13 protein-coding genes are annotated in these 24776 nt (G+C 67.9%); 9 read left to right on the forward strand and 4 right to left on the reverse strand.

What is annotated here, in order from left to right; genetic code table 11:
- From gspF to AC5P5R_RS02845, 3 genes are all read left to right on the forward strand, one after another.
- Positions 1-1200, forward strand: a complete 1200-nt coding sequence (gene gspF / locus AC5P5R_RS02835; RefSeq protein WP_043033313.1) for a type II secretion system inner membrane protein GspF — start codon at positions 1-3, stop codon at positions 1198-1200.
- A 396-nt stretch (positions 1201-1596) separates the two neighbouring features.
- A complete protein-coding gene (locus AC5P5R_RS02840) occupies positions 1597-2772 on the forward strand; it encodes a substrate-binding domain-containing protein (RefSeq protein ID WP_005413642.1) in 1176 nt (391 codons plus the stop codon).
- Positions 2773-2971: 199 nt separating this feature from the next.
- The gene (locus AC5P5R_RS02845) at positions 2972-15355 is read left to right on the forward strand and encodes a filamentous hemagglutinin family protein (RefSeq protein WP_111173942.1); all 12384 of its coding nucleotides are present in this window, start codon (positions 2972-2974) and stop codon (positions 15353-15355) included.
- 366 nt (positions 15356-15721) lie between these two features.
- Here AC5P5R_RS02845 and AC5P5R_RS02850 read toward each other — a convergent pair whose 3' ends face one another.
- The 3 genes from AC5P5R_RS02850 to gspH are packed head-to-tail and all read right to left on the reverse strand — an operon-like array spanning position 15722 to position 17138.
- Complete coding sequence (locus AC5P5R_RS02850) at positions 15722-16336, reverse strand: prepilin-type N-terminal cleavage/methylation domain-containing protein (protein ID WP_043033315.1); 615 nt, start codon at positions 16334-16336, stop codon at positions 15722-15724.
- Positions 16333-16695, reverse strand: a complete 363-nt coding sequence (gene gspI, locus AC5P5R_RS02855) for a type II secretion system minor pseudopilin GspI (RefSeq protein WP_043033316.1) — start codon at positions 16693-16695, stop codon at positions 16333-16335. The genes AC5P5R_RS02850 and gspI overlap by 4 nt, the downstream gene beginning before the upstream one ends.
- Complete coding sequence (gspH, locus tag AC5P5R_RS02860; protein ID WP_043033317.1) at positions 16692-17138, reverse strand: type II secretion system minor pseudopilin GspH; 447 nt, start codon at positions 17136-17138, stop codon at positions 16692-16694. The genes gspI and gspH overlap by 4 nt, the downstream gene beginning before the upstream one ends.
- A gap of 115 nt (positions 17139-17253) precedes the next feature.
- On the opposite strand from gspH, the gene AC5P5R_RS02865 reads away from it, so the two are divergent.
- Positions 17254-17703: a general secretion pathway protein gene (locus AC5P5R_RS02865; protein ID WP_043033593.1), complete on the forward strand. Its 450-nt coding sequence runs from the start codon at positions 17254-17256 to the stop codon at positions 17701-17703.
- A 130-nt stretch (positions 17704-17833) separates the two neighbouring features.
- Here the strand turns inward: AC5P5R_RS02865 and AC5P5R_RS02870 are convergent, their stop codons facing one another.
- Positions 17834-18169 (reverse strand): hypothetical protein, encoded by a 336-nt coding sequence (locus AC5P5R_RS02870; protein ID WP_024956499.1) that lies wholly within the window; start codon positions 18167-18169, stop codon positions 17834-17836.
- 201 nt (positions 18170-18370) lie between these two features.
- Here AC5P5R_RS02870 and AC5P5R_RS02875 point away from each other — a divergent pair, with 201 nt between their 5' ends.
- From AC5P5R_RS02875 to AC5P5R_RS02895, 5 genes are read left to right on the forward strand one after another with little or no spacing between them, the layout of a single operon-like run.
- A complete protein-coding gene (locus AC5P5R_RS02875; RefSeq protein WP_049470199.1) occupies positions 18371-19987 on the forward strand; it encodes a ShlB/FhaC/HecB family hemolysin secretion/activation protein in 1617 nt (538 codons plus the stop codon).
- Positions 19988-20025: 38 nt separating this feature from the next.
- On the forward strand, positions 20026-21810 hold the full coding sequence (locus AC5P5R_RS02880; RefSeq protein ID WP_043033319.1) for a DUF2341 domain-containing protein: 1785 nt from the start codon (positions 20026-20028) through the stop codon (positions 21808-21810).
- A 10-nt stretch (positions 21811-21820) separates the two neighbouring features.
- The gene (locus AC5P5R_RS02885; RefSeq protein ID WP_005409874.1) at positions 21821-22234 is read left to right on the forward strand and encodes an ExbD/TolR family protein; all 414 of its coding nucleotides are present in this window, start codon (positions 21821-21823) and stop codon (positions 22232-22234) included.
- A 39-nt stretch (positions 22235-22273) separates the two neighbouring features.
- The gene (tolA, locus tag AC5P5R_RS02890; RefSeq protein ID WP_005409873.1) at positions 22274-22939 is read left to right on the forward strand and encodes a cell envelope integrity protein TolA; all 666 of its coding nucleotides are present in this window, start codon (positions 22274-22276) and stop codon (positions 22937-22939) included.
- A gap of 42 nt (positions 22940-22981) precedes the next feature.
- Positions 22982-24727, forward strand: coding sequence for a putative porin (locus AC5P5R_RS02895; RefSeq protein WP_329751648.1), 1746 nt, complete (start codon positions 22982-22984; stop codon positions 24725-24727).
- Positions 24728-24776: the final 49 nt, after the last annotated feature.

The raw sequence follows: 24776 nt of genomic DNA on the forward strand, positions 1-24776 counted from the left end.
ATGGCACTGTTCGACTACCAGGCTGCCAACGCGCAGGGCCGCATCGAAAAGGGCCAGTTGGATGCCGACAGCCCGCGCGGTGCTCGCCAGCTGCTGCGCGGGCGCGGGCTGACCCCTGTGCAGGTGAGTGCGGCGCGCAGTGCCGGCAGTGGCTGGGGCGCTCGCCGGTTGTCCGCCAGCGAGTTGGCCTGGGCTACGCGCCAGCTGGCCAGCCTGTTGGCGGCCAGCCTGCCGCTGGAAGGCGCATTGAGTGCGGTGATCGAGCAGGCCGAACGCCCGCACGTGGCCCAGGCGCTTACCGCCGTGCGCGCCGACGTGCGTGCCGGCCAGCGCCTGACCGTTGCGCTGGCCGCGCGGCCGCGCGATTTCCCGCCGATCTATCGGGCGCTGGTGGGCGCAGGTGAAGACTCCGGTGACCTGGCGCGGGTGATGGAGCGCCTTGCCGACTACATCGAAGAACGCAACGCGCTGCAGGCCAAGGTACTGACCGCCTTCATCTACCCAGCAGCGATCAGCCTGGTATCGGTGGCGATCGTGATCTTCCTGCTCAGCTACGTGGTGCCGCAGGTGGTGACCGCGTTCGTGCAGGCGCGGCAGACACTACCGATGCTCACGCAGATGATGCTGGGCGCCAGCGCGTTCGTGCGCAGCTGGGGCGTGTGGGTAGGGCTCGGCATCGCTGCGCTGGTGGTGGCCTGGCGGTTGGCCCTGCGCAGGCCCGAGCTGCGCCTGCGCTGGGACGCGATGCTCATGCGGGTGCCGATGGTCGGGCGATTCGTGCTGGGTGTGAACAGTGCGCGCTTCGCCTCGACGCTGGCGATCCTGCTGGATGCCGGCGTGCCGCTGCTGCGTGCACTGGAGGCGGCGCGGCAGACCCTGGGCAATGCGCTGCTGGCGCGCTGTGCCGACGATGTGTCCGCGCGCGTGCGCGAAGGTGCTGCGCTTGGTGCTGCGTTGAAGGTACAGAAGGTGTATCCGCCGATCCTGGTGCATCTGGTGGCAAGTGGCGAGAAGACCGGTTCGCTGGCGCCGCTGCTGGATCGCGCCGCGCAGACCATCTCGCGCGAGATCGAACGTCGCGCGATGGCACTGACTGCTTTGCTGGAGCCGGCCATGATCCTGGTGATGGGCGGCGTGGTGCTGACGATCGTGCTGGCGGTACTGATGCCGATCATGGAAATGAACCAGTTGGTGCAGTGATGCGCAACGCGCATCACAGGTAGAGTCGACTGTTAGTCGACCAGCGCGGAGATCGAGTGCATTCAGATCGTTTCCGCGTGCGAAAAGCAGTCGACTAACAGTCGACTCTACCCAGTCGATCCCATCGGGTCGATTCAATTCAGTCGATTCAATTCAGTTGATTCAATTCAGTCGATCGGGCGGCGTCGTTGGAATGTGGCATGGGTCGATTCTCCACACAATCCTCCACACCTTTTTTCGATCTTCCACAGGTTTCTTAAGCGGCCTGTCATCGGCGCGGACCAGCATGGACACGTCGCCGCAGAGTGGGCTGGGAGGCCCTCGGCGGCAGCAGGCGTGTAGTGACCGTTCCTCCCTTGGCGTTTCCCTTCGCAGTAAACCCTTCAGGAGAAGATCATGAACAAGTACAAGACCCTGGCCGCGCTGGTTGCCACCGCGCTGCTCGCTACCGTTGGCGCCGCCTCCGCGCAGACCGTTACCGGCGGCGGTGCTTCGCTGCCGGCCGACCTCTACAAGGGTTCGTCCGACAGCATCCTGCCAGCGAACTTCACCTACGCCGTGACCGGTTCGGGCACCGGCAAGAAGGCCTTCCTGGAAAACAACTCGCTGCTGTTCTCGACCACCGGCACCGTGCACTTCGCCGGCAGCGATTCGGTGCTGAGCAGCACCGAGCTGAGCAACTACACCACCAACTTCAACCAGCCGACCAACGCCAACCGCTACGGCGCGCTGATCCAGGTGCCGTCGGTGGCCACCTCGGTCACCATTCCGTTCAACAAGGCCGGTTCGGCGGTGGACCTGAGCGTGGCGCAGATCTGCGGCGTGTTCTCGGGTGCGATCAGCGACTGGTCGACCATCGATGCCAACCGCAGCGGCCCGATCCAGGTGGTGTACCGCCCGGAAAGCAGCGGCACCAGCGAAATGTTCAGCCGCTTCCTGACTGCGGCCTGTGCGGCTGAGAACGCTGGCACCTCGAACCTGGTGGGTGGCAAGTTCGCCATCAAGTCGACCTTCGCCGACCTGTACAAGCGCGATGCCAACGGCAACCTGCCGGCGTTCCTGGTGGCCGCGCCGGCCACCGGTGGCACCTCGCTGTACAACGCTGTCTACGCTGCTGAAGGCCGTATCGGTTACGTTGGCCCGGACGTGATCCCGAGCGTGACCGATGCGACCAAGGTCGCCAAGGTCAAGGGCTTCTCGCCGGATCAGGTGAGTGTGCAGGCCACCCTGGACACCGTCGCTCCGCCGACCGGCACCGCTGCCGAGGACCCCGCCAACTGGGTGCCGGTGTTCGGCAACCCGTCGGCCGGCTATCCGATCGCCGGCTACACCAACCTGGTGATCGGCCAGTGCTACAAGGATTCGAGCGTCGCCACCAGCCTGCGCGGCTTCCTGGCCCGCCACTATCCGGCGACCTACACCGTCGCGTATGAGAAGTCGATCACCGACCACGGCTTCATCCCGCTGACCAAGGCCTGGCGCGATGCGATCCGCAACCGTTTCGTGCTGGCCAGCAGCACTGCCGGCCTGAACAATCCCAGCACCTGCGCCGGCATCGGTCGTCCGCTGTAATCCGCAGCACTGATTGAATCCTGCTTGACCCGACGCCGGCCCCTGGGCCGGCGTCGCCATTTCCGCGACGGTGCCGCCGCCGCAGTGTTTCGCTGTCGGCTTCGTGTCACGTGAACCGTCTATCAGTGGCAGGGCATGCGTTGCGCGTGTCTCCCCGATCGTCGCCGCAGCCGCGGCCCACCAGGTTGATGAGGTTCCGATGTCGCACCCGCTCCCGTCCGCTGTTCATCCGGCCGCGCCGATGCGCCGCAATCATCCGATGGCGTGGGCCATCGCGGTCGCCCTGGGCAGCATGGTGGCCCCGGCCAGCCAGGCGCAGCAGGCGTTCAGCCCGGGCTGGTTCGCCGAGCGGGGCGCGGCCCAGGGCAGCGCGGCACAGAGTGGCCGGATGCCCAACGGGGTGCCGATCCAGTTCCAGTTGCCTGCCCAGCAGCAGGATGCAGCACGGCAGAAGCTGCAGCAGTCGATCGACAACCTCGGTACGGCGGCGCAGGCGATTGCCCTGCAGCAGCGCCTGCAGGAACAGGCGCGGCAGGCGCGCCGCGAGGCTGGCTTCATCGTTGCGGATGGCCTGGGCAAGGATGGCCTGAGCGTCGACCAGAACCCGCTGACCCGCGGCTGGCTCAATGCGCGCGACGCGATCCAGTCGCAGGGCAGCGACGGGCGGGTGCAGGTTACGGTCGAGCAGACCGCGGACAAGGCGATCCTGAACTGGGAGACCTTCAATATCGGCGGCAACACCACGCTGAACTTCCTGCAGAACCCTGACTGGGCAGTCCTGAACCGCGTCAATGATCCGCAGGCGCGGCCCAGCCAGATCCTGGGCCAGCTGAAGGCCAATGGCACGGTGTTCGTGGCCAACCGCAACGGGGTGGTGTTCGGCAACAACAGCCAGGTCAATGTACGCAATCTGCTGGCGGCTGCAGCACGGATCAGCGATGCGCAGTTCCGTGACAACGGCCTGTACAGCCCCGACGCCAGCAGCAGCGCGCTCAGCGATGCATTTGGCAAGGTGATGGTGGAGCAGGGTGCCCGCATCGCGACCCATGAGCCGACCAGCGCGACGCGCGGCGGTGGCTACGTGCTGCTGGCCGGGCACAGCGTGGAGAATGCTGGCCATATCGAGGCGCGCAAGGGCCAGGTGCAGCTCGCTGCCGGTGACAGTTTCGTGATCCGGCGCGGCGTGGGTACGGCGACCAATACCAGCTCCACCACCCGCGGCAATGAAATCGCGCCGCGCTTTGTCGCTGGCAGCACGGCGGGCAGCGTGCGCAACACCGGTCTGCTACGCGCCCGCGAGGGTGACGTGACCCTGGCCGGGCGCAACGTCGAGCAGGCCGGTGTGGCCGTGGCCAGCACCACGCTGGCGCAGCGCGGCACCGTGCATCTTCTGGCTTCGACCAGTGATGCCGGCAGCAGCGTCACGCTTGCCGATGGAGCCACCACGGCGGTGCTGGTCGAGGACGATGGCAAGGCCACGGTGCTGGATACGCAGCGCAACAGCCTCATCAAGGAGTCGGCAGAGCAGGACGCGATCCGCGCCGGCGCGCGCTCGGCAACCTTCGACAATCTGTCCCAGCACAATGATCGCCGGGACCAGTCGCGGGTGGAGATCGTCTCGGGTGGCAACATCCATTTCAGTGCGGATTCGCTGACGGTTGCCACGGGCGGCCAGATCATCGCCGACGCGGCAGCCCGCAGCTACGTAGACGACGCGGCACGCGTGGATGTTTCCGGCGCAGTGGGCGTACAGGTGTCGATGGAAAGCAACAATGTCCAGGTCAAGGTGCAGGGCAACGAACTGCGCGATGCCCTGGACAACCGCGACAGCGGCAAGCTGACCAGCAGCGAGGTCTGGGTCGACCGCCGCAGGCTGGTCCACGTTCCGGCCGGTACCGGGGGCTACGCGGGTGAGCGCTGGTACGCGGCGGGTGGCCTGCTGGAAGTGGGCGGCTACCTTGACAATCAGGGGCACTCGATCGGCGAATGGGCCGCGCAGGGAGGCACCGTCCTGCTGGGCGGCAGGGAAGTGATCACGCATGGCGGCTCACGCATCAACCTTGCCGGTGGCAGCCTGGATGTGCAGAGCGGCGTGATCCGGCAGAGCTGGGTGCGCGGCGTCGATGGCCAGGTCTACCGCCTTGATGACGCGCCGGCGGAGATGCTCTTCGATGGCCTGTACAGCGGCCATGAAGTAAAGCAGGAGCGCTGGGGCATCACCGAGACCTTCCGTGATCCGATTGTATTCGCGGCGCAGCGTGTCGATAACGGATACACGGTCGGCCGCGATGCAGGACGCCTGATCATCTCCGCACCGACCGCGGTGCTGGATGGAAAGGTTGAGACGGCTACCTTCCAGGGCGCGCAGCAGAACCGCAGGCCGGATACCGCGCTGGAGGGTTATGCGCAGGCGCAGACGGCGGTCGCGCGCAATGCGCAGCTGTACCTGGGGCGCTACGACGGCCAGGGCCGCAGCGGTGTGTTCGACTCGGATGTGCGCCTGGATGACAAGGCTCGGACGAAGGCCGCGTGGTCGCTGCTGGCCCCGGTCAACGAAGAGCGGCGTGGCACCGTGTGGCTGGATATCGCAGAGCTGAGTGCCCAGCAGTGGGGACGGATCGACCTGGCGACCGCTGATCGCATCCGCATCGACGGCAGCCTTCGGCTTCAGGCAGGCGGACAGCTCAACCTGACCGGCAGCGAGGTGGAACTGGCAGGCGACATCGGCATCGCCGGCGGCCAGCTGTCGGCGGGCAACCTGCTGGATGTGCAGGGCCGGCCGACGGCGCTGCTGCACGATGGCCGCGCCCGCACCGCCATCGCCGACGGCACGCGGATCGATCTCTCCGGTGAATGGAGCAATGCGTCACTGGCGATGCCGCGCGACGCACGCGGTGCCTGGACGGATGGCGGCCGCCTGAGCCTGGGCAATAGTCATGACGTGGCCGTGGGCGCCAAGGCAACGGTTGACGTCGAGGCCGGTGCTGCGCTGGACCTGCGCGGCAAGGCCCATATCGGCAAAGGCGGCAGCGTCAGCCTGCAGGCGAACAGCAGTACGGTGACGACCGACGGCAGTGGCCGGGTGCAACTGGGCGAGGGAAGCCGGTTCAGTGGTCGAGGACAGGGCGGTGGTTCCTTCTCGCTGGGGACCGGTGGCCAGGTGTGGGTGGGCGATGCGGACCTGGCGGGCACATCGCTGCGACTGGACCCCGGCCTGTTCGGCAGTGGCTTCGCGCAGTACGACATCAATGGCCACCACGGTGTGGAGGTGGCCGATGGCGCGCGGCTGGTCGCTACCCTGCCAGGCCTGCGCCTGACCCAGGACGCGCGGATGGCGACCGACCGGGCGTCCGCACTGGCAGCGTGGGACGCGCCGCTGTACAGCGCCGATCCGTCGAGCGGGCGCGTCAGCCAGCGCGCGGGTGCGAGCATCAGCCTGCGTTCGGAGCGCAACAGCGTGGGCGGTGACCTTCGGGTTGGCAAGGATGCACTGGTGGCGGTCGATCCAGGGCAGACGATCTCGCTGCTCGGTGCAGGCAACATCGATGTTGAAGGCACGCTGCGCGCGAAGGGCGGCCGCATCCTGATCGACGATGTGCGCCCGGAGAACGCGCTGTACGCCGGGCAGCGCACCGAACGCACCTGGCGTTTCGCCGAAGGCGCGCTGCTGGATGCCGATGCAGACGCGATTTCGCTGCCCGATTCCAGCGGCCGCCTGCGCGGGCAGGTGCGCGCAGGTGGGCGCATCGAGATTGGCGGGGCGCTGGACTGGGAGACCACCGCATTCGTCGACAACCGACCACCGGAAGCCTTCGTGGTGGTCGAACGCGGTGCGCGCCTGCAGGCGCGGGGCGCGTCGGCCGAACTGGACATCGATGGCCAGGGCCGCGTGCGCGTGGACAGCGACGGCGGGCAGATCGTGCTGCGTTCGGCCAACGCGCTCTACCTGGAGGGCGGGATGGACGCGGCCGCCGGTGGTGCCGGCGCACGCGGCGGCACGCTTGGCCTGGCCTTTGGCGGGAGCATCCATGCACGTGGCGCCAGCGACGAGGTACTGCGAGCGCGTGCGATCAGCCTCAGCCAGCACAGCGCACCGGCGCAGCCACTGCCGGCCGCATTGGAATATGGCCACGCCGCGTTGTCGGTCGAGCAGCTGCAAGCCGGCGGTTTCGACAACCTGTCCGTGTTCGGTGACATCCGCGCGGTCGGCGACGTTGACCTGCGCCTGGCCCAGAGCCTGCGCATCCACGGCCAGGGCACTTCGAGCCTGGGCATGGCCGTGGATGCCGGGCTATCGTCTGGGCTGCGACTGAGTGCGCCCTACGTTCGCCTGGCGCAGGCACGCTGGCGCCAGATGCCGGGCGAGAACCTGCAGGGCACCGCCGCGGTCGCTTCGTCCGGGCCGGAAGATCACGCGCTGGCGGTGCAGGCCGAGCTGATCGACATCCGCGACGTCACCTGGCTGCCGGGTTTCAAGCATGTGGCGCTGGAAAGCCGCAGTGACGTGCGCCTGACCAATGGCATTGCCAGCAGTGGCAACACCAGCGCGTTGATGACGGCTGGTTCGATGGACGTGACCGCTGCGCGCCTGTACCCCACCACAGGCGCGGTCGGCACGCTGGTGGCCGGCGCGTCGGCGCAGACCGTGCAGACCGCTGATTACTGGGCCGATCCGGATGCCGTGCTGCGCATCCACGGCACCGGTGCGGCCACGAGGCCGGCGCCGGAATCGGCGCTGGGTACGCTTCGCCTGGTGGCCGCCACGGTGCAGCAGAGCGGCAACGTACAGGCGCCGATGGGCACGCTGCAGTTGGGTGGCCTTATCCAGAACGGAACCGTCGGTAGCCGGGTGGAACTGCTGCCAGGCAGCGTCACCTCGACCAGTGGCGCCGGCTTGTCGCTGCCCTATGGTGGCACCGTCGATGGTGTCGACTGGCGGGTCGGTACGCGCAGCCTGGGTTCGCTGACGCCGGCCGGCATCTCCTCGATGGGGGTGACCCTGAAGGCGAATGAGATCGAGGTGGCGCCGGGGGCCCTGCTGGACATGTCCGGCGGTGGTGAGTTGACCGGTGCCGCCTTTGTGTCAGGACGCGGTGGCTCTGTCGACGTGCTGCGAACGGCGTTGGCCGACGCCAATCCGCGCTATGAATTCAGTGCGTCGGGCAACCCGGTGTATGCGATCGTGCCGGGACGCGCCGGGACATTTGCCCCCAGCGGCGAGGAAGGATTCGCCGCACCGGCCGTGGGCCAGCAGATCACCGTGCCGGCGGGCGTGCCCGGCCTGGCGGCAGGCACCTACACGCTGATGCCGGCCAGCTATGCGCTGCAGCCCGGTGCATTCCGGGTTGAGCTGGGCGCCACCGGCACCTCGGGCATCGCGCAACCCATCGCGACCGGTACCGGCACCTGGCGTGTGTCCGGGCAGCAGCGCACGGCGCTGGGCGCGGCAATCTCGCCGTTGCTCACCGACATCCTGCTGACCCCCGCCGCAGTAGTACGCCGGCACTCGGGCTACAACGAAACCTCCTACAACAGCTTCGCGCAATCGGTGGCCGACCGCCGCGGCGAGTCGCGTGGCTGGCAGACCATCGATGCGCTCGGGTTGACCCTTGCGTTGGGCGAAGGCGCAGGTCGTGCAGACACGCCTGCCATCCGCTTCGCCGGCACCGCGCGGTTCGGCGCCGCCACCGACAACGGGCGAGGCGGCACGCTGACAGCCACGTTGGCCAGCCCGGCGGTCGGTTCACTGGAGATCGTCGACGGCGGTGCGCAATCGCAGGCGCGTGATCGCGGTGCCACCTTCAGCGACGACGCGCTCAATGCCTTCCTGCCGGCGCGGATGATGATCGGCGGGCAGTTCAACCAGGAGGCCTCGCAGGTGGCGGTGACCGGCCAGGCGCGCAGCGTGGCGATCCGTTCCGGCGTCACCTTGAACGCACCGGAAGTGCTGGTGGCAGCGGCCTCCGGTGGCAGCGGCGTGCTGGTCGAGGCCGGTGCGACCCTCGATACACTGTCGTTCGCATCCGCCAACGCGAATGCCAGCGCGACCCTGCCTTACCAGGTCTCCGGCGGCCTGCTGGCGGTGTCCAACCAGCGCCTGAACCTGATCACCGGCACCACCGGGGTGGAGGCCGGTCCAGTGGCGATCGACATCGGGGGGTGCCAGACGGCGTGCGACGGCCAGACCCGGCTGGTTTCCGATGGCAGCATCGCGGTAGCGACCGATGGCGCGCTGCAGATGCGCGACTCGGCCAGCTATGGCACCCGTCAGCTCGGCCTGAGCATGGCGGCGCTGAACCTCGGCAGTGCCGAAGCGATCGCCCTGGCCGCTGCGGCAGGGGCGCTGCCCAGTGGCATGACCATGAACCAGTCCGTGCTGCAGCAACTGCTGCGCGGCAATGATGCCACCGGCGCGCCGGCGCTGGACACGCTGAGCCTGGTCGCGCGGGACTCTGTCAACGTGTTCGGCAGCGTCGACCTGGACGCGCGCGACAGTGCCACCGGCCGCAGTGGCCTGCAGACGCTCGTGCTTGGTGCGCAGGCCATCCGCGGCTACGGTGCTGCGACTGACCGGGCGCGCATCCTGGTGGACACGCTGGTCTGGGACGGCTCATTGGCGGCGAGTCAAGCGCCGGGCAGTGACGCGTCGGTGCCGCCGGCCGATCCGATGGTGGACCGGCTCGGCGCCGGGCAGCTGGACATCTTTACCCGCCAGCTGCAGCTGGGGCGGGCGCCATTCAGCCGTCCCAGTTCTGAAGTACCTGCGAACCGGCAGGTGCTCGGATTCAGTGCGCTGAACCTGAGTGCTTCGGAGCAGCTGTCGTTCTCCGCGCAGGGCACGCTGGACGTGTTCCAGCAGCGCGGCGACTATCTGGCCGACAAGGGCTGGCAGTACAGCGGAGGCAGCCTGGGTATCGATACACCGCTGTTGACGGCCGATCCCGCCGCGCGGCTGCGCGTGCGCACCGGCGGCGACTTCCGCCTGCAGGGGGGCACCGGCAAGGCGGGTGGCGATGCACTGGGCAGTGAGCTGAGCATCGACGCCAACCGGATCACGCTGGACAGCACGGTCGCGCTGGCGTCCGGACGGCTGTCGGCGAACGCACGCCAGGGCATCACGCTTGGCAGCCGGGCCGCGTTGGATCTGGCCGGACGCAAGGTCTCGCTGTACGACGTGGACAAGTTCAGCTGGGGCGGCGATGTCCTGCTGTCCAGCGACACGGGTGACATCCGCGCCGATGCGGCCTCCCGCATCGATGTTTCCGCCCGCAACAACCGAGGCGGACGCCTGACGGTCACCGCAATGGCCGGCCGAGCCGATCTGGCCGGTGTTCTGCAGGGTGCCGCCACTGGTCGCTACGATGCCGGTGGCACGCTGGTGCCCTACGACGGTGGCGAACTGGTGGTGCGGGCACGCCAGCTGCAGGACTTCGCCGGCCTCAACCAGCGATTGACCGCCGGCGGCGTCGTCGGCGGTCGCAGCTTCCAGATCGGTGAGGGCGATCTGCGGATCGGCGACGAAGTGAAGGCGCGCCGGGTCGATATCAGCGTCGATGCGGGCAGCCTGACCGTGGCCGGCCGCATCGATGCCAGCGGCGAGCAGGTCGGCAGCATCCGCCTGTACGCCCGCGATCAGTTGCAGGTGGACGGCACGCTGGACGCGCACGGTACCGGCCTGCGCGTGGACAGCCATGGCAAGATCATCGACAGTCCAAACCGGGCCACCATCACGCTGGGCAGCGCCGAAGGTGCCGTCGGCCTGGGCAGCGCGGCGCAGCTGGACCTGCGTGCGGGCAGCGATGTTACCGTCGGTGGACGTCCTGGCCAGAACGATGGCACCCCGCGCGGCACGCTGAAGATCGATGTGCCGCGGCTGGGCAGCAACGACGCGGCGATTGCCGCGGCCACCGGCCTGCGCATCGATGGCGCGGCCGACATCCAGCTCAATGGTGTTCGCCGCTACGACGATGCGCCCCTGGCAGCCACCGCTGACGTGCGCGGCAACCGCGCGCAGCTGGTCACCCAGCAGTGGCTGGACCAGGTGGTCGATCCGCACAGCGTGGCCTGGATCGATGCTGCGCTGGACAACGCGGATCTGCAGCAGCGCACGCGGGCGCTGGGCGATGTCCGCCTTCGTCCCGGCGTGCAGGTGCTGGCGCGGCGCAGCGATGCCAACCCGGACGGCGACCTGACCATTGCCGGCGACATCGATCTGTCCGGCTACCGCTACGGGCCCGAAGCCAACCGCGCCGATCCATCGCGGCGTGGTTTCGGCGAATCGGCCTCGCTGGTGCTGCGGGCCGAAGGCAACATCAACGTCTACGGCAGCATCAACGATGGGTTCGCACCGCCGCCGTCCACGCCGGATGAGGGTGGCTGGCAGCTGTATGAGGGTCGCAATGGCAGCGCGGGGCAAACCCCCTTTGGCGGCGGCCTGGTGGTGCCGGTGGACGGAGTGAAGCTGCAGCCCGGCACCGAGTTCCAGGCCGGCACCCGCCTGAACTATGACGTGCCGGTCGAATCGGTAACGCTTCCGGTCGGTACCGTGCTGCCCGCGCCGATGGTGATCTCGCAGAACCTGCGCCTGCCAGCGGGCACGGTGCTGGGTGCGGCGGTGACCACCGACTCCGGGCAGACGCTGGCGGCGGGCACCGTGCTGCAGCAGCCGCTGGTGTTGGCGGCCGGTGCGCGCCTGGGGGCCGGCTTCCGCCTGCGCAGTGCCGTACAGATGGCGGCACAGGAATGGCCCGCCGGCGCGACGCTGCCGGTTGCGTTGCGCCTGGCACGGGAAGTCGAGCTCAAGGTGGGCGCGTACATCCCATCGTTGACCAAGGTGGAGTTACCCGGCAACGGGCCGGTGAATCTGCGGCCGGCCGATGCCGGCGGCAACCAGGGGCGCAACTGGGCGCTGGCGCCGATGCTGGCCGAGGGCACCACCTCCTGGGACCTGACCGTGGTTGCCGGTGCCGATGCCGGGGCAGCCGACCCACGCAGCCGGCGCTGGGGCAGTGAAGGCAGCGTGGTGCTGGCCGACACCCACCAGGGCTCGATCGGTACGGTCAAGACCGAAATCATCTGGGTGGGTGATCGTGCGTTGACTGAGCGGGCATCGCTGGACTGGATCGGCGACACCTCCTATGCAGGCCGTCCGATCGCGGAGTTGGCCGACATGTTCGGCTTCACCGAAGACGAGTTCTGCGCGATGTCGGCCGACTACTGCGGCCCGGCCCCCCGCCAGGTGGCCGCGCAGGGCTCGCTGGATTACTGGGGCGACGAGTCCTACGTAGGCACCCCTGCGAAGGACTTCGCCGCGATGTTTGGCATGACCGAAGACGAGTTCTGCAGCACCGCGCCCACCTACTGCGCCGGCGGTGGCACGCAGACCGAAGTGACCACCTACGGCAAGCGCGCGGGCACGCCGGCCTGGAGCGTGCTGCGCACCGGCAAGGGTGACCTGGAACTGCTCGCTGCCGGTGATGTCGTGATGAAGTCCGGCTTCGGTGTGTACACGGCGGGCACTCCCACCACGCTGGGCGAGGGCCGCGACGCTGCCTTCAATTCGCCCCGTGCAGCAGCCCCCAGGAACACCGCACTGCTGGGGCCGAACCTGGTGCCGGGCAGCTATGATGCTGCGTTGGCCGGCTACCGGGCCTGGTATCCCGATCATGGTGGCAACCTGCGCGTCGAAGCCGGGCGCGATATCGTCGGTGACGTCTGGACCGCGCGCGCAGAGTCGGGCACCAGCGAGCGCGACTGGGCGCTGTACTCCAGTGCCGCGGTCGGCAATTGGCTGTGGCGGCAGGGAACCGGCAGCACCACCGGCGTGGAGCCGGTGCCGACCAGCTGGTGGGTGAACTTTGGCGCCTACACCAACGTGTCCGCTGCTGCTGGCGCCTCTCCGCGGATGGTCGGCTTCACCGGTTTCGGCACATTGGGCGGCGGCAACCTGACGCTGGAGGCCGGGCGTGACGCCGGCGTGCGCGATGCGATAGGTGACGCGCTGGACTCGACGATCGCACCGCGCTCGGGTGCGATCATCGCGGCGGTGGGATCGACCGGCCGGGTCAGCGATGGCCAGCTGCACCTGACCGGCGGCGGCGACCTGCAACTGCGTATCGGTGGCGCACTGAATCCGAATCTGCGGGCGACGTTCTCCAGCCTCAATGCCTCCAGGGCGGGACAGAATCTCGACCTCAACGGTACCTTCAGCAATCTGCGTGGCAGCCTGCAGCTGGATGCGGGACGCATCGGTGCAATGGGCGTCACCCTGGAAAGCTACGCGACGCTGGGCCAGCTGCGTGCGGCCGATCTGTTCGCCGCCGACGCCGCTCGCCCGATGGGCGGGCCGGTGCTGGTGCTGGGCGATGCGGTCGCGCAGCTGCAGGCGCGGGGCGATGTGGTGCTCGGCGGCGTCGCCGATGCCGGCCGGGTTCCGCTGGCCAACTACAGCGCGGTGCTGCTGGATGATGGCGCGCGCGCTGCAGGCAGTACGTGGTTCTCGCTGTGGACCGCCAACACGGCCGTGGATCTGTTCAGTGCCGGTGGTGACCTCGCGCCAGGCCTCGCCGGGCCGGAAAACGTGACGGGCAGCAATCTGTGGCGCGAGCAGGTCCAGCTTGTTGTGCGTGGCGGTGATGATCTGCTGAATTACTGGCTCTATCCTTCGCGCTTCAGCGCGATTGCTGCGCAGGGTGACATCAAGCTGGACCGGATCAGCACCACGCCGGGGACGCAGGATGTGATCCTGCTGGCACCCTCGGCGACAGGACGGTTGGACGTCCTGGCCGGTGGCGGCATCTTCGCCCAGCCTGGCGCGACCCAGATCGCGCGCTCGGCCAGTGACGCGCGCCTGCCGGGACCCTTCGACCCGGCATTCATGGCCGAGCAGGGGGATTCCGCAGGCAATGTGACCCGCACGCGGCACAACCTGTCGGTCGACGGCAACATTGCATCGCCGGACGCGTCGCTTCCGCTGTTTGCGTTCGGTCCGAATACTCCGCTGTCCTCCGTGTCTGCGGCCCTGGCGCCGAGCCGTTTCTACGCGGTGCAGGGCGACATTATCGGCCTGGCCACCGGCGCCCGGCGCACGCTGAATCCCAACGCGGGGCAGCGCACGCAGTTGAACTGGTTCGAGGCCGCCGGCGCCGTGCAACTGCGGGCAGGCCGGGACATCCTCGGGGTGTCGATGACCGCGTTGAACACCGCGCCCACCGACATCACGGTGGCGGCGGCAGGCCGCGACATCGTGCATCTGAACGCGACCATCGCTGGCCCCGGCAACACCGAGATCAGTGCCGGCCGCCAGCTGCGCCAGGAGGATGCGGGCAGCATCGTCAGCCTCGGTGGCATCGTGCAGGGCGACACCCGTCCCGGCGCCAGCATCGCGCTGACGGCCGGCAACCAGCAGATCGACTTCGCGGCCCTGCGTGCCCGTTATCTGGACCCAGTCAACCTTGCCGATCCCGCGCAATCGCTTGCATCGCAGCCGGGCAAGGCAGTCAAGGTCTACAACCAGGAGCTGAAGCAGTGGCTGCAGCAACGCTTCGGCATGGCCGCCGATGGCGACGCGGCGCTAGCTGCGTTCGATGCGTTGCCGCAGGAACAGCAGCGCATCTTCCTGCGCCAGATCTACTACGCCGAGCTGCGTGAAGGTGGCCGCGAGTACACCGATGCTGAAGGCCCGCGCTTCGGTTCGTACCTCCGTGGGCGCGAGGCGATCGCCACGCTGATGCCGGACAGGAATGCTGCCGGAACGGCCATCGACCGCACCGGCGACATCGTGATGTACGGCGGCTCCGGCGTGCGTACCGAAGCCGGCGGCAACATCGAGCTGATGGCGCCGGGCGGGCAGATCGTGGTGGGTGTGCAGGGTGTGGTGCCGCCGGCCAGTGCCGGGCTGGTGACGCAGGGGCAGGGTGACATCCGTCTGTTCAGCCAGGACAGCGTTCTGCTGGGGCTGTCTCGGGTGATGACAACGTTCGGCGGAGACATCCTGGCCTGGTCGGAGCAGGGTGACATCAATGCCGGTCGTGGTTCGCAGACTACGTTGTTGTACACGCCACCGCGTCGCGTCTATGACGGCTGGGGCAACGTGATCCTGTCGCCGCAGGCCCCGGCCAGCGGTGCAGGCATCGCAACGTTGAACCCCATTGCCGAAGTACGACCGGGCGACGTCGACCTGATCGCACCGCTTGGCACCATCGACGCGGGCGAGGCCGGTATCCGCGTCTCGGGCAACATCAACCTGGCGGCGCTGCAGGTGCTCAATGCCGCCAACATCCAGGTACAGGGCGAGAGCAAGGGCCTGCCGGTGCTGGCATCGGTGAACGTCAATGCGCTGGCCTCGGCCAGTGCGGCAGCCAACAGCGCCAGCCAGGCGGCACAGGATGTGATGCGCAAGAGCCAGGACGAGGCACGGCGCAACCAGCCGTCGGTGATCAGCGTGCAGATCCTCGGCTTCGGCAGCGGCACCAGCGCCATCAATCCGCCGGCGCGTGGCAACACTGCCAACAGCGGCTATGACGCCAACAGTGCCTTCCAGTTCCCGCAGGCAAGTCGCGACGAGGGCACGCAGCGCCGGTAGGTGCCGTCCTTGGTCGGCACACGTTGCTGCCCACCAAGGTCGGCAGTAGATCCACGCCATGCGTGGATGCGACCGGGCCGAAAGAACGAACAGCATCGGGCCAGCCGCCACGGAACGGCAGCGGCCCCAGCCAGGACGGCACCGAAGGCAGGGAGCGGCCATCAGCGGTGAGGACCGCCGACACGGCGCCGCCGGGTGCAGGAGAGCACCCGGCGGCAGGCTCGGCAGTAGATCCGCGCCATGCGTGGATGGCTGGGCCAGCCTCAGTGCCGACCAACGGTCGGCACCCACCAGGGCAGGCCGGGCAGTAGAAGCCGCTCGGCAGTAAATCCACGCCATGCGTGGATGCTTTGCCTGGAAGGAATCCTAAAGCTCCAGCACGCGCCGGTAACTCAACGGCCCACGCCCATCGCGCAGGCCCAACCGCAGTTCCAGCCCGGTGGCCGGCAGCACCTCGCCTTTGCTCGGTAGCAGCGCCCACCCGGCGCCCGGCTGCCAGGCGCGTACCTCGAATCGCTGCACATCCTGCGCCACCGCGATCCCCTTTGACGGATCCGGTGCGGGCAAAGGGTAGCGATCCGTCGCAGCGCCACTGGCCCGCCACAGCGTGCTTCCCTGTCGCCACCAGCGAACACGTTGCCAGCGCAACCCGTCGCTGCCCAAGCTGCGGGTGATCTCCAGCGCGAAGCTTCCATCCGGATGCCGTTCGCTCACCAGTGAAGGGGGTAGCAGGCGCTGAGGCTGATCCGCCGGGCGCACTGCGCCGTTCATCAGCGCGTCGTCGGCACGCATCTCGATGTCGCGCTGGAACTGCTGCAGCACGCGCAGCGCCGTCGTGGTGTCGGCATCGGCCCGGCGCAGGCGTTGGTCGCTGCTGGCCACGCTGTCCAGCGCACGCCAGCAGATCAGTGCCAGCACGCCCATGATGGTGATCGCGATCATCACCTCGATCAGGGTGAAACCTGCTGCGGTACGCTTCATTGCGCCGCCGTCCACGGCAGCTGCATCCGCGCCAGCGATTGCCGCGGCGCATCTTCGGCCACCACGCTGAGTTCCAGCTGTGGCTGTCCGTCACTCCCTGTGCCGATATGCTGAAGCACCAGGAAACTGCTGCGCCCCTGCACGCAGCGCTGCCGTGCATCCTGCGGCGGCTGCCCGGCCAGGCGCAGTTCCTGCCAGCGGTCCTGTGCGCACATCAGTGCCAGACGACGATCCCGCAGGCGCGACTGATCGTCGGTCGCCACTGCCACCGAGCGCATCACCGCCGCCAGTGCAATCGATACGATCGCCAGCGCGATCAGTACTTCGATCAGGGTGAATCCGTGTGCCTTCTGCTTCACTGCACGACCTGCAACTGTCCGCTGCCATCATCACGAAGACGCAGCTGGCGGCCCTGCAACGACAGCCTCAGCTCCCACGCCACGCCGATCCACTCCGGGCTCAGTTCAATCGGCGTGGTCGGTTGCACCGCGATGCCCGCCGGTTGCCATTGCTGCGCACGCAGAAGGTCATCGCGCTGCACGTCAACCCAGCGGGTGCCGTCGCGGCGGCTGAAGCGGTAGCCGTTGGCGTCGGCCTGCCAGCGCAGGGGGCGGCCATCGATGCGCGCCTCGTCGCGCGCCACCTGCAGGCGCTGCGCCAGCCGTTCAGCTTCCTGCCGCAGCTGGCGCGCGGGGTCGAGCAGGCTGCCCAGGCCAAGGCCGATGCCCGCCGTGCAGATGCCGATGATCACCAGCACCACCATCAGTTCCAGCAGAGTGAAACCACGCGGCACGTGCTGCATCGACGTTGCCTCCTGTCCAGGTCGATGCCTGCCAGCGTAGGCCCGCATGATGAAACAAAAGCGTCAGCCACAGCTGCTAGCGTAGGCGGACACGAACGTGGCGATGGTGCGGAACATGGATGGCAGGCGCTGGGATCGCAATCGCATACTGACCCTGCTGGCGGCGACGCTGCTGCTGGCGGTGGTGGCCTATTGGGGCGTGACACTGTCTGCGGTGGCGCCGACGGCGGCGGCCAGCGAAACGCACGCAGAGGCCCCTGCACGCCCCCTGTTCGATGCAGTGGCCAGCCTGCCGCTGGTGCGGTTGCTGTCCCCCGGTGCGGTGCAGACCGAGGTGGTCGTGCTGGGCGTGATGGCCGGCGACCACGCGCCACTGGCGCTGCTTTCGGTGGATGGACGCCCAGCGGAAGCGTATGCGCCCGGCCAACGACTCGGACCCTGCACGGTGCTGGCCAGCATCAGTGCCAGCGCGGTCGAATTGAACCAGGCCGGGCAATCGCGCAGCCTGCCGGTGCCTGAGCTGCCGCCGGTGCCGAGCGATGGCATCGTGCTCGCGGCACCGTAGTGCCGAGCCTACGCTCGGCTGCGTCTGGAAGAACAGTCGAGCCTGGCTCGACTCTACAGAATCCTGCCGAGCGATAGCTCGACCCTTCAAATCCTGCCAAGCGTGGGCTCGGCCCTACGGCCGCGCAGGCTCATCGCGCCGGACGCTGCGGTACCACCGAACGACCAAAGGCATCGCCCATGCGCTGTCGCGTGCCTTCCAGGTTGTACTGCATCAGCTGGTTGCCCGGCTGCCGCATCAGCCGTTCGGCCTCCGGCAGTGCCGGTGACTTCGCCGCTTTCGATGCCGGCGCCAACTTGCGTTGCAGGCAGTCCCAGGCCGGAATGCGCTCGCCATTGACCTGTACTTCGATGCAGGGCGCGGCGTCTTCCTGCTTCTTCGCCTCGTCGGCGCGCACCGGGGCCAGCACCAGCAGCAACGCAAGGATGAGGGCAGCGCGCAGTTCCACCATCAGTGATTCACGCATCTCGAATCTTCCGCAGCAATCGACGTTCTGCAATGAAGACGTGTGGAGAAGGCAGGGTCCGCCTGCGTACGTTGCGGTGCCGTCAAAAGATGACAGTGCTGTCACAAAACTGTTGGCGGTTTTGACGCGACGTACACGTCCTGTTGGTAGACCCACGCGCCGCTCCATGGCCCTTTCCTTCGATACGACGCGATGCCTTCGATGACTCCTGTTCCGTGCCGAGCCGTCCGCCTCCCGCTGCGCCTGCATCCGCTGGTGCTGGCCCTGGCGGCGCTGCCGCTGCCGCTGTTCGCGCAGGAGGCGGCACCCGCGCCCAGCGTGAACATCAATGAGTACATCGTGCGCGGCAACACCGTGCTCGATCCGCGCCAGATCGAACGCGCGGTCGAGCCCTTCCTCGGTCCGGGAAAGACCCTGGCCGATGTCGAGAAGGCACGCGATGCCGTCAATGCGCTGTACCAGCAGGCGGGGTACCAGTCGGTCTACGTGGAGTTGCCCGAGCAGCAGGTCAGTGGCGGCGTGGTGCTGCTGAAGGTACAGCAGACACCGATTGGCCAGCTGCGGGTCGTGGGGACGAAGCACGAATCGCCCGAACGCATCCGCGAACGCGTACCGGCACTTGCCGAGGGCAAGGTGCCGGACTTCGACCAGGCGCAGAAGGAACTGACCGCACTGAATGAGGGCGGGCGTCGCCAGGTGATGCCGCTGGTGCGCGAAGGCCAGGTGCCGGGCACGATGGATGTGGACCTGCAGGTCGAAGAGAAGTCGCCGTGGCGTGCCAGCGCGTCACTCAACAACGACCACAGCGCCGACACCGAGAAGCTGCGCCTGAGTGCGTCGCTGGCCTACGACAACCTGTGGAAGCGGGGGCACAGCGCCAACATCGGCGTGTACCTGGCGCCGGAAGATACAAAGCAGGCCAAGGTGTTCTCGGCCTCGTACACGATGCCGTTCGAAGGCACGCCGTGGAGCCTGGAAGGTTCCGGCTACAAGTCCGACAGCCGCGTGCTGAACGCGGGCGGACAGGTCGGTACCGGCACCGGAACCAATGTGATCGGCAACGGCCATTCGATCGGTCTCAAACTCAACTACCGACTGGCCGGCAGCAGCCAGTGGTGGCGCCAGCTCAGCCTCGGCGTGGACTTCAAGGACACCGAGGAAGACACGCAGATGGGCAAGGAGAGCCTGAAGACGCCGCTGAAGTACGCGCCGATCACCCTGGGGTTTGTCGGTGTGCGCCAGGGCGAGCAGGATCAGTTGAGTATCAATACGCAGCTGGTGGCCGGTACCCGTCGGCTGTTCGGCTATGGCAGTGATGCCATCGGGTTCGGGCAGAAGCGCTACTGGGCAGACCCCAGTTTTGTCGCGTTCAAGGCGGAAGTCGCCAACACGCACACGTTCAGCAGCGACTGGCAGTGGTATGCACGCGGCTCGTTGCAGGTGACCGATGCGCCGCTGGTGTCGGCAGAGCAGTTCGCCGCTGGTGGCATGTACACCGTGCGCGGCTATCTGTCGGCCGAGGCGATCGGCGATTACGGCGGCCTGGCCAGCCTGGAATGGCGCACGCCTGCGTGGTCGCTGTGGAGCGGCACCGACCTGCGTGTCTACAGCTTTGCCGACGCGGCCTACCTGCGCCTGCGCCAGCCGCTGCCCGAACAGCGCGACAAGTACAACCTGGCCTCGGTCGGTCTGGGCGCGCAGCTGCGCCTGGGTGAACACCTCCAACTGCGCCTGGACTACGCCTGGCCGTATGCCGATGGCCCGGTCACGCGCAAGGACGACCCACGCCTGCATTTCAACATCAGCACCAGTTACTGACCCTTCCCTTGAACATGCGTTCTCCGGAGACCCTTCGCATGGACCGTTTGCTTTCCCGAGTGTTGTTGCTGCTGGCCGCGCTGGTTGCGCTGCCGGTCGCTGCGGCCGATGCCAATTGGTGGCAGGCCGAATGGAAGTACCGCAAGCCGATCACTGTCGACGCCGGCCCGCAGGGCGCGGGCCTGGCCGGTGATCCGGGTCGCACGCCGCTGCTGCTGCGCCTGCACACCGGCAACTTCGGCTTCGACGGCACCCAGGATGCGGGCAACGACCTGCGCTTTGTCTCGGGTGATGGCCGCACCGTGCTGGCCCACCAGATCGAACAGTTCGATCCCAAGCTGGGCCTGGCCCTGGTCTGGGTGGACGTGCCGGCGGTCAGCGCTGCGGCACCGCAGACGATCTGGATGTACTACGGCAATGAAAAGGCCCCCGCCAGCGGCAACGGCCAGCAGGTGTTCGATCCGGACTATACGCTGGTCTACCACTTCGCCGAGGCCAATGCGCCGGCACGCGACACCACCGCTTATGGCAACAATGCCGGTGCCGTGGTGCCGCCATCGGAAGGCTCGGTGATCGGCCGCGGCGTTCAGTTGGGTGCAGCCCCGCTGCCGCTGCCGGCCAGCGCATCGCTTGCGCAGGAGGCGGGCGCGCCGCTCACTGTTTCGGCCTGGATCAAGCCAGGCAGCAACAACGCTGCACAGGCGATCTACGCGCGTCGCGACGGTGCGTCCGAACTGGTGCTGGGTATCGAAAACCGGGTGCCGTTCGTGCAGCTCAATGGCCAGCGCAGCACGCTGGCGCAGCCGATTCCGGAAGGGCAGTGGGCGCATGTCGCGCTGACCGCAGAGAAGGGTGCACTGCAGTTGTACCTCAATGGCCGCGTGGTCGCCCAGCTGAGCGGCGAGCTGCCGGCGCTGACCACCGCGCCGGTGGTGGGCGCCGATGCGCCGGGCGCGGTGCAGCCGCTGGCCAGCTTCGAAGGCGCGCTGGATGAGCTGCGTATTTCGCGCGTGGCACGACCGGCCGCGCTGCTGCTGGCCGATGCCACTGCGCAGGGCGCCGACTCGCGCCTGATCAGCTACGGCGCCGACGAACAGTCCGCCGGGCAGAGCCACTTCGCCTTCATCCTCAAGGCGATGCCGTTCGACGCCTGGGTGGTGGTCGCCATCCTCGGCCTGATGATGCTGCTGTCGTGGGCGATCATGATCGCCAAGGGGCGGCACTTCGGCCGTACCAGCAAGGCCAATGCAGTGTTCACCGAGAGCTTCGGCAAGCTGTCGGGTGTGCCGCTGCGCACCCTGTCCGACATGGACCGCCAGGGAAAGGCACCCACCGCGATGCACGACGGTTCGCTGTGGCGCATCTACCAGGTGGCCATCGATGAAATGCAGCAGCGCCACCAGCGCGACGGCAATAGTGGTTATCTCAGTGGCGCCACCATTGCGGCGATCCGCGCCTCGATGGATGCGGTGATGGTGCGCGAGCAGGAAGCGATGGCGCGGCGGATGAACTGGCTGTCGACCACCATCGAAGGCGCGCCGTACGTGGGCCTGTTCGGTACCGTGATCGGCATCATGCTGGTGTTCGTGGTGGCGGCGATGGCTGGCGCGGTGGACATCAATTCGGTGGCGCCCGGCATGGCGGCGGCGCTGCTGTGTACCGCTGCCGGCCTCGGCGTCGCGATCCCGGCGCTGTTCGGCTACAACTACCTGGGCGCGCGTGCCGAAGCGATCGGCGCGGACATGGCGGTGTTCATCGACGAGTTCGCCGCACGCCTGGCCGAAGAGCAGGACGGGCGCGGCCCGGCCGCGGTCCAGGGCTGAGGGGCACGCCATGGGCCAGAAGGCGAAGTTCGGCATCAAGAAGCGCGAGAAGGGCATCAACGTGACGCCCTTCGTCGACGTGCTGCTGGTGGTGCTGGTGATCTTCATCCTGACCAGCAACGCCTCCATCCCCGGCATCGAGGTCAACCTGCCGAAGGCCAGCAACAGCGTCGCGCTGGAGAAGCCGAAGACCAAGGCGATCACTATCGACCCCAGTGGACAGGTGTTCCTGGATGCCTACCCGGTGACGATGGCCGAACTGGAAGACCGGCTGCGCACCGAGCGCGCGACCACGCCGGATTTCCCGGTGATCGTGCGCGGTGATGCGCAGGTTCAGTACGCCCGCGTGGTCGAGGTGCTGGACCTGCTGCGGCGGCTGGAGCTGGCCCAGGTCGGCCTGGTCACCGGCAAGGCGCAGGGCTGAGGCATGACGGCCCATCAACCCCCTCGGCCGGAGCCCGGCATGCGCGGCCGCCAGTTGCTGGTGACCGTCGCGCTGGTGCTGGCCGCGTTGCTGGTGCTCGGCATCGCCGTGTGGTGGATGCTGTTCAGGGACACTGCCAGTACCCGTCGGCCGGTGGTGCAGCCGCCGATGCTGGCGCTGCCGCCGCCCCCTCCGCCGCCGCCGCCACCGCCGGAAAAGCCGCCGGAACCCGAAACGCCGCCGGAAGAGACCATTCCCGAGCCGGAGCCGCTGGATCAGCCGACGCCGGCCGAAGAGCCGACCCCGACTCCGGACAATGCCGACCCGGTAACGATGAATGCCGATGCGCAGGCCGGTGGTGACAACTTCGGTATCCAGTCCGGCAGTGGCGGCGGTTCGTCCGGCGTTGGCCGTGGTGGCGCCGGCAACGCTACCTACGGCCGCTACCTGGGCTACCTGATGCAGCAGGCGATCTCGCGCGATGACAAGGTCAAGCGCCTGGCGTTCCAGCTGCAGGTGAATGTGTGGCTGGCCAACGATGGCCGCCTGGAAAAGGTCGAGCTGGTGCGCGGCAGTGGCAACGAGGAGGCCGACGCGGCCGTGCTCGATGCGCTGCGACGCATCGGCAAGGTCGACCAGGCACCGCCGCCGTCGCTCGATTTCCCCGCCCGCGTGCTGATCCAGGGCCGCCGGCCCGGGGCCTGATTCCCGACCTCCGTGATTTCCCTTCTTTCGATGAGAACCGTGATGAACGACCACGTCCGCGCACGAACCGACTCCCGCCGCCTGCGGCCGGCCCGACGGGCGCTGCTGTGCTGCGCCGTGCTGCTCAGCCTGGCCGCCCCGGCCGGTGCGATGGCCGCCGAAACCACCATGGTCAAGCTGATCAAGGGCCTGATCGCCAGCGGTGCGCTGAAGCCCGAAGACGGCCAGGCATTGCTGGTGCAGGCCGAGGCCGAAGCAGCGGCCGCCCAGCGCGGTACAGTCGCCGCGCCCTCGGCCGCCAGTGGTGGCGTGGCCCTGGAGGCTGGCGACGTGCGCGTGCCCTACGTGCCGCAGAGCGTGCGCGACGGCATCCGTGATGAGGTGCGCCAGGACGTGATGGCGCAGGCGAAATCGGAAGGCTGGGCGGCACCCAACGAAGTGGCCGAGTGGACGAAGCGCATCAAGGTCACCGGTGACATGCGCGTGCGCAGCGAGTCGCGCTTCTTCTCCGAACGCAACAGCGACATCGTGAGCAACTGGTCGTCGATCAATTCCGGCAACGGCTTCGACACCAACACCAACACCAACCTGCAGCTGCCGCCACTGCTGAACACCCGCCAGGACCGCCGCAACCTGTGGCGCATCCGCGCGCGCTTGGGCATCGAGGCAACCATTGGCCAGCACACCACGGCCGGCGTGCGCCTGGCCAGCGGCAGCAGCAATGGCCCGGTGTCGACCACCGAGCAGCTGGGTGGCGGCCTGAGCAAGAAGGACGTGTGGCTGGACCAGGCCTGGCTGGCCTACAGCCCGGCTGACTGGGTGACGGTGCGTGGCGGCCGCTTCGGCAATCCGTTCTGGACCAGCGACACGCTGCTCTCCAACGACCTCAACTTCGATGGCCTGGCCGCGAACCTGAAGTATGACTTCGACGATGGCGACCTCGACCTGTTCGGCAACCTCGCGGTGGTGCCGCTGGAGTACACCTCCGACAGCTCGCCGAGCCAGAGCAAGGTCAAGACTCCGAACGAGAACAAGTGGCTGTCCGGTGCCCAGGTGGGCGTGAACTGGCGCTTCAACGACGACAACGCAGTGCGTGCCGCGCTGGGCTACTACGACTTCAAGAACATAAGCGGCGGGCTGTCCTCAACGTGCTCGCTGTATTCGGGCGCGGTAGGCTGCGACACCGACTGGTCGCGCCCGGCGTTCATGCAGAAGGGCAACACGCTGATGCTGATCCGGAACATCGCGCGCAATCCGCAGGACCCGGCCGGTACGCCGACCCCGCAGTATGTCGGCCTGGCTTCGGCCTTCCGCCTGGCCACGCTGAACCTGCGCTGGGATACACAGCTGGCGCAGGGCATCGGTCTGCGCCTGGACGGCGATTACATCCGCAACCTGGCCTACGACAAGCAGGCCATGTTCAGCCGCGCCCAGAACGGCATCGTCAACAACTACGGCGCCGGCGATACTGTCGGCATCGATACCTTCCGTAGCGGCGACACCGCGTGGATGGTGCAGGCCACCTTCGGTGCCACCGAGCTGAAGGAGAAGGGTCAGTGGCAGGCGCTGCTGGGCTACAAGCACATCGAGGCCGATGCGCTGCCCGACGCCTACAACGATCCGAACTTCCACCTGGGCGGCACCAACGCCCGCGGCTACTACGTGGGCGGCGCCTACGCGCTGGATGCACGCAGCTGGATCAGCGGCAAGTGGATGGCGGCCAAGGAAGTGTCCGGCGCGCCGCTGTCGATCGACGTGTTCCAGCTGGAGTTCAATACCGGCTTCTGAGTGGCGGCGTGATGCGGATCACGTAGTGCGTGGCGGGGGCGCAGCGATG

This window comes from Stenotrophomonas sp. YJH_SMC_19 (assembly GCF_059367915.1).

What these genes read in the sequence shown, in the direction of transcription:
- gspF (WP_043033313.1), top strand. Translation starts at nt 1, where the DNA reads ATGGCACTGTTCGACTACCAGGCTGCCAACGCGCAGGGCCGCATCGAA.
- AC5P5R_RS02875 (WP_049470199.1), top strand. Translation starts at nt 18,371, where the DNA reads ATGACTCCTGTTCCGTGCCGAGCCGTCCGCCTCCCGCTGCGCCTGCAT.
- gspH (WP_043033317.1), bottom strand. Translation starts at nt 17,138, where the DNA reads ATGCAGCACGTGCCGCGTGGTTTCACTCTGCTGGAACTGATGGTGGTG.
- AC5P5R_RS02895 (WP_329751648.1), top strand. Translation starts at nt 22,982, where the DNA reads ATGAACGACCACGTCCGCGCACGAACCGACTCCCGCCGCCTGCGGCCG.
- AC5P5R_RS02850 (WP_043033315.1), bottom strand. Translation starts at nt 16,336, where the DNA reads ATGAAGCGTACCGCAGCAGGTTTCACCCTGATCGAGGTGATGATCGCG.
- AC5P5R_RS02870 (WP_024956499.1), bottom strand. Translation starts at nt 18,169, where the DNA reads ATGCGTGAATCACTGATGGTGGAACTGCGCGCTGCCCTCATCCTTGCG.
- AC5P5R_RS02845 (WP_111173942.1), top strand. Translation starts at nt 2,972, where the DNA reads ATGTCGCACCCGCTCCCGTCCGCTGTTCATCCGGCCGCGCCGATGCGC.
- AC5P5R_RS02840 (WP_005413642.1), top strand. Translation starts at nt 1,597, where the DNA reads ATGAACAAGTACAAGACCCTGGCCGCGCTGGTTGCCACCGCGCTGCTC.
- AC5P5R_RS02885 (WP_005409874.1), top strand. Translation starts at nt 21,821, where the DNA reads ATGGGCCAGAAGGCGAAGTTCGGCATCAAGAAGCGCGAGAAGGGCATC.
- tolA (WP_005409873.1), top strand. Translation starts at nt 22,274, where the DNA reads ATGCGCGGCCGCCAGTTGCTGGTGACCGTCGCGCTGGTGCTGGCCGCG.
- AC5P5R_RS02880 (WP_043033319.1), top strand. Translation starts at nt 20,026, where the DNA reads ATGGACCGTTTGCTTTCCCGAGTGTTGTTGCTGCTGGCCGCGCTGGTT.
- AC5P5R_RS02865 (WP_043033593.1), top strand. Translation starts at nt 17,254, where the DNA reads ATGGATGGCAGGCGCTGGGATCGCAATCGCATACTGACCCTGCTGGCG.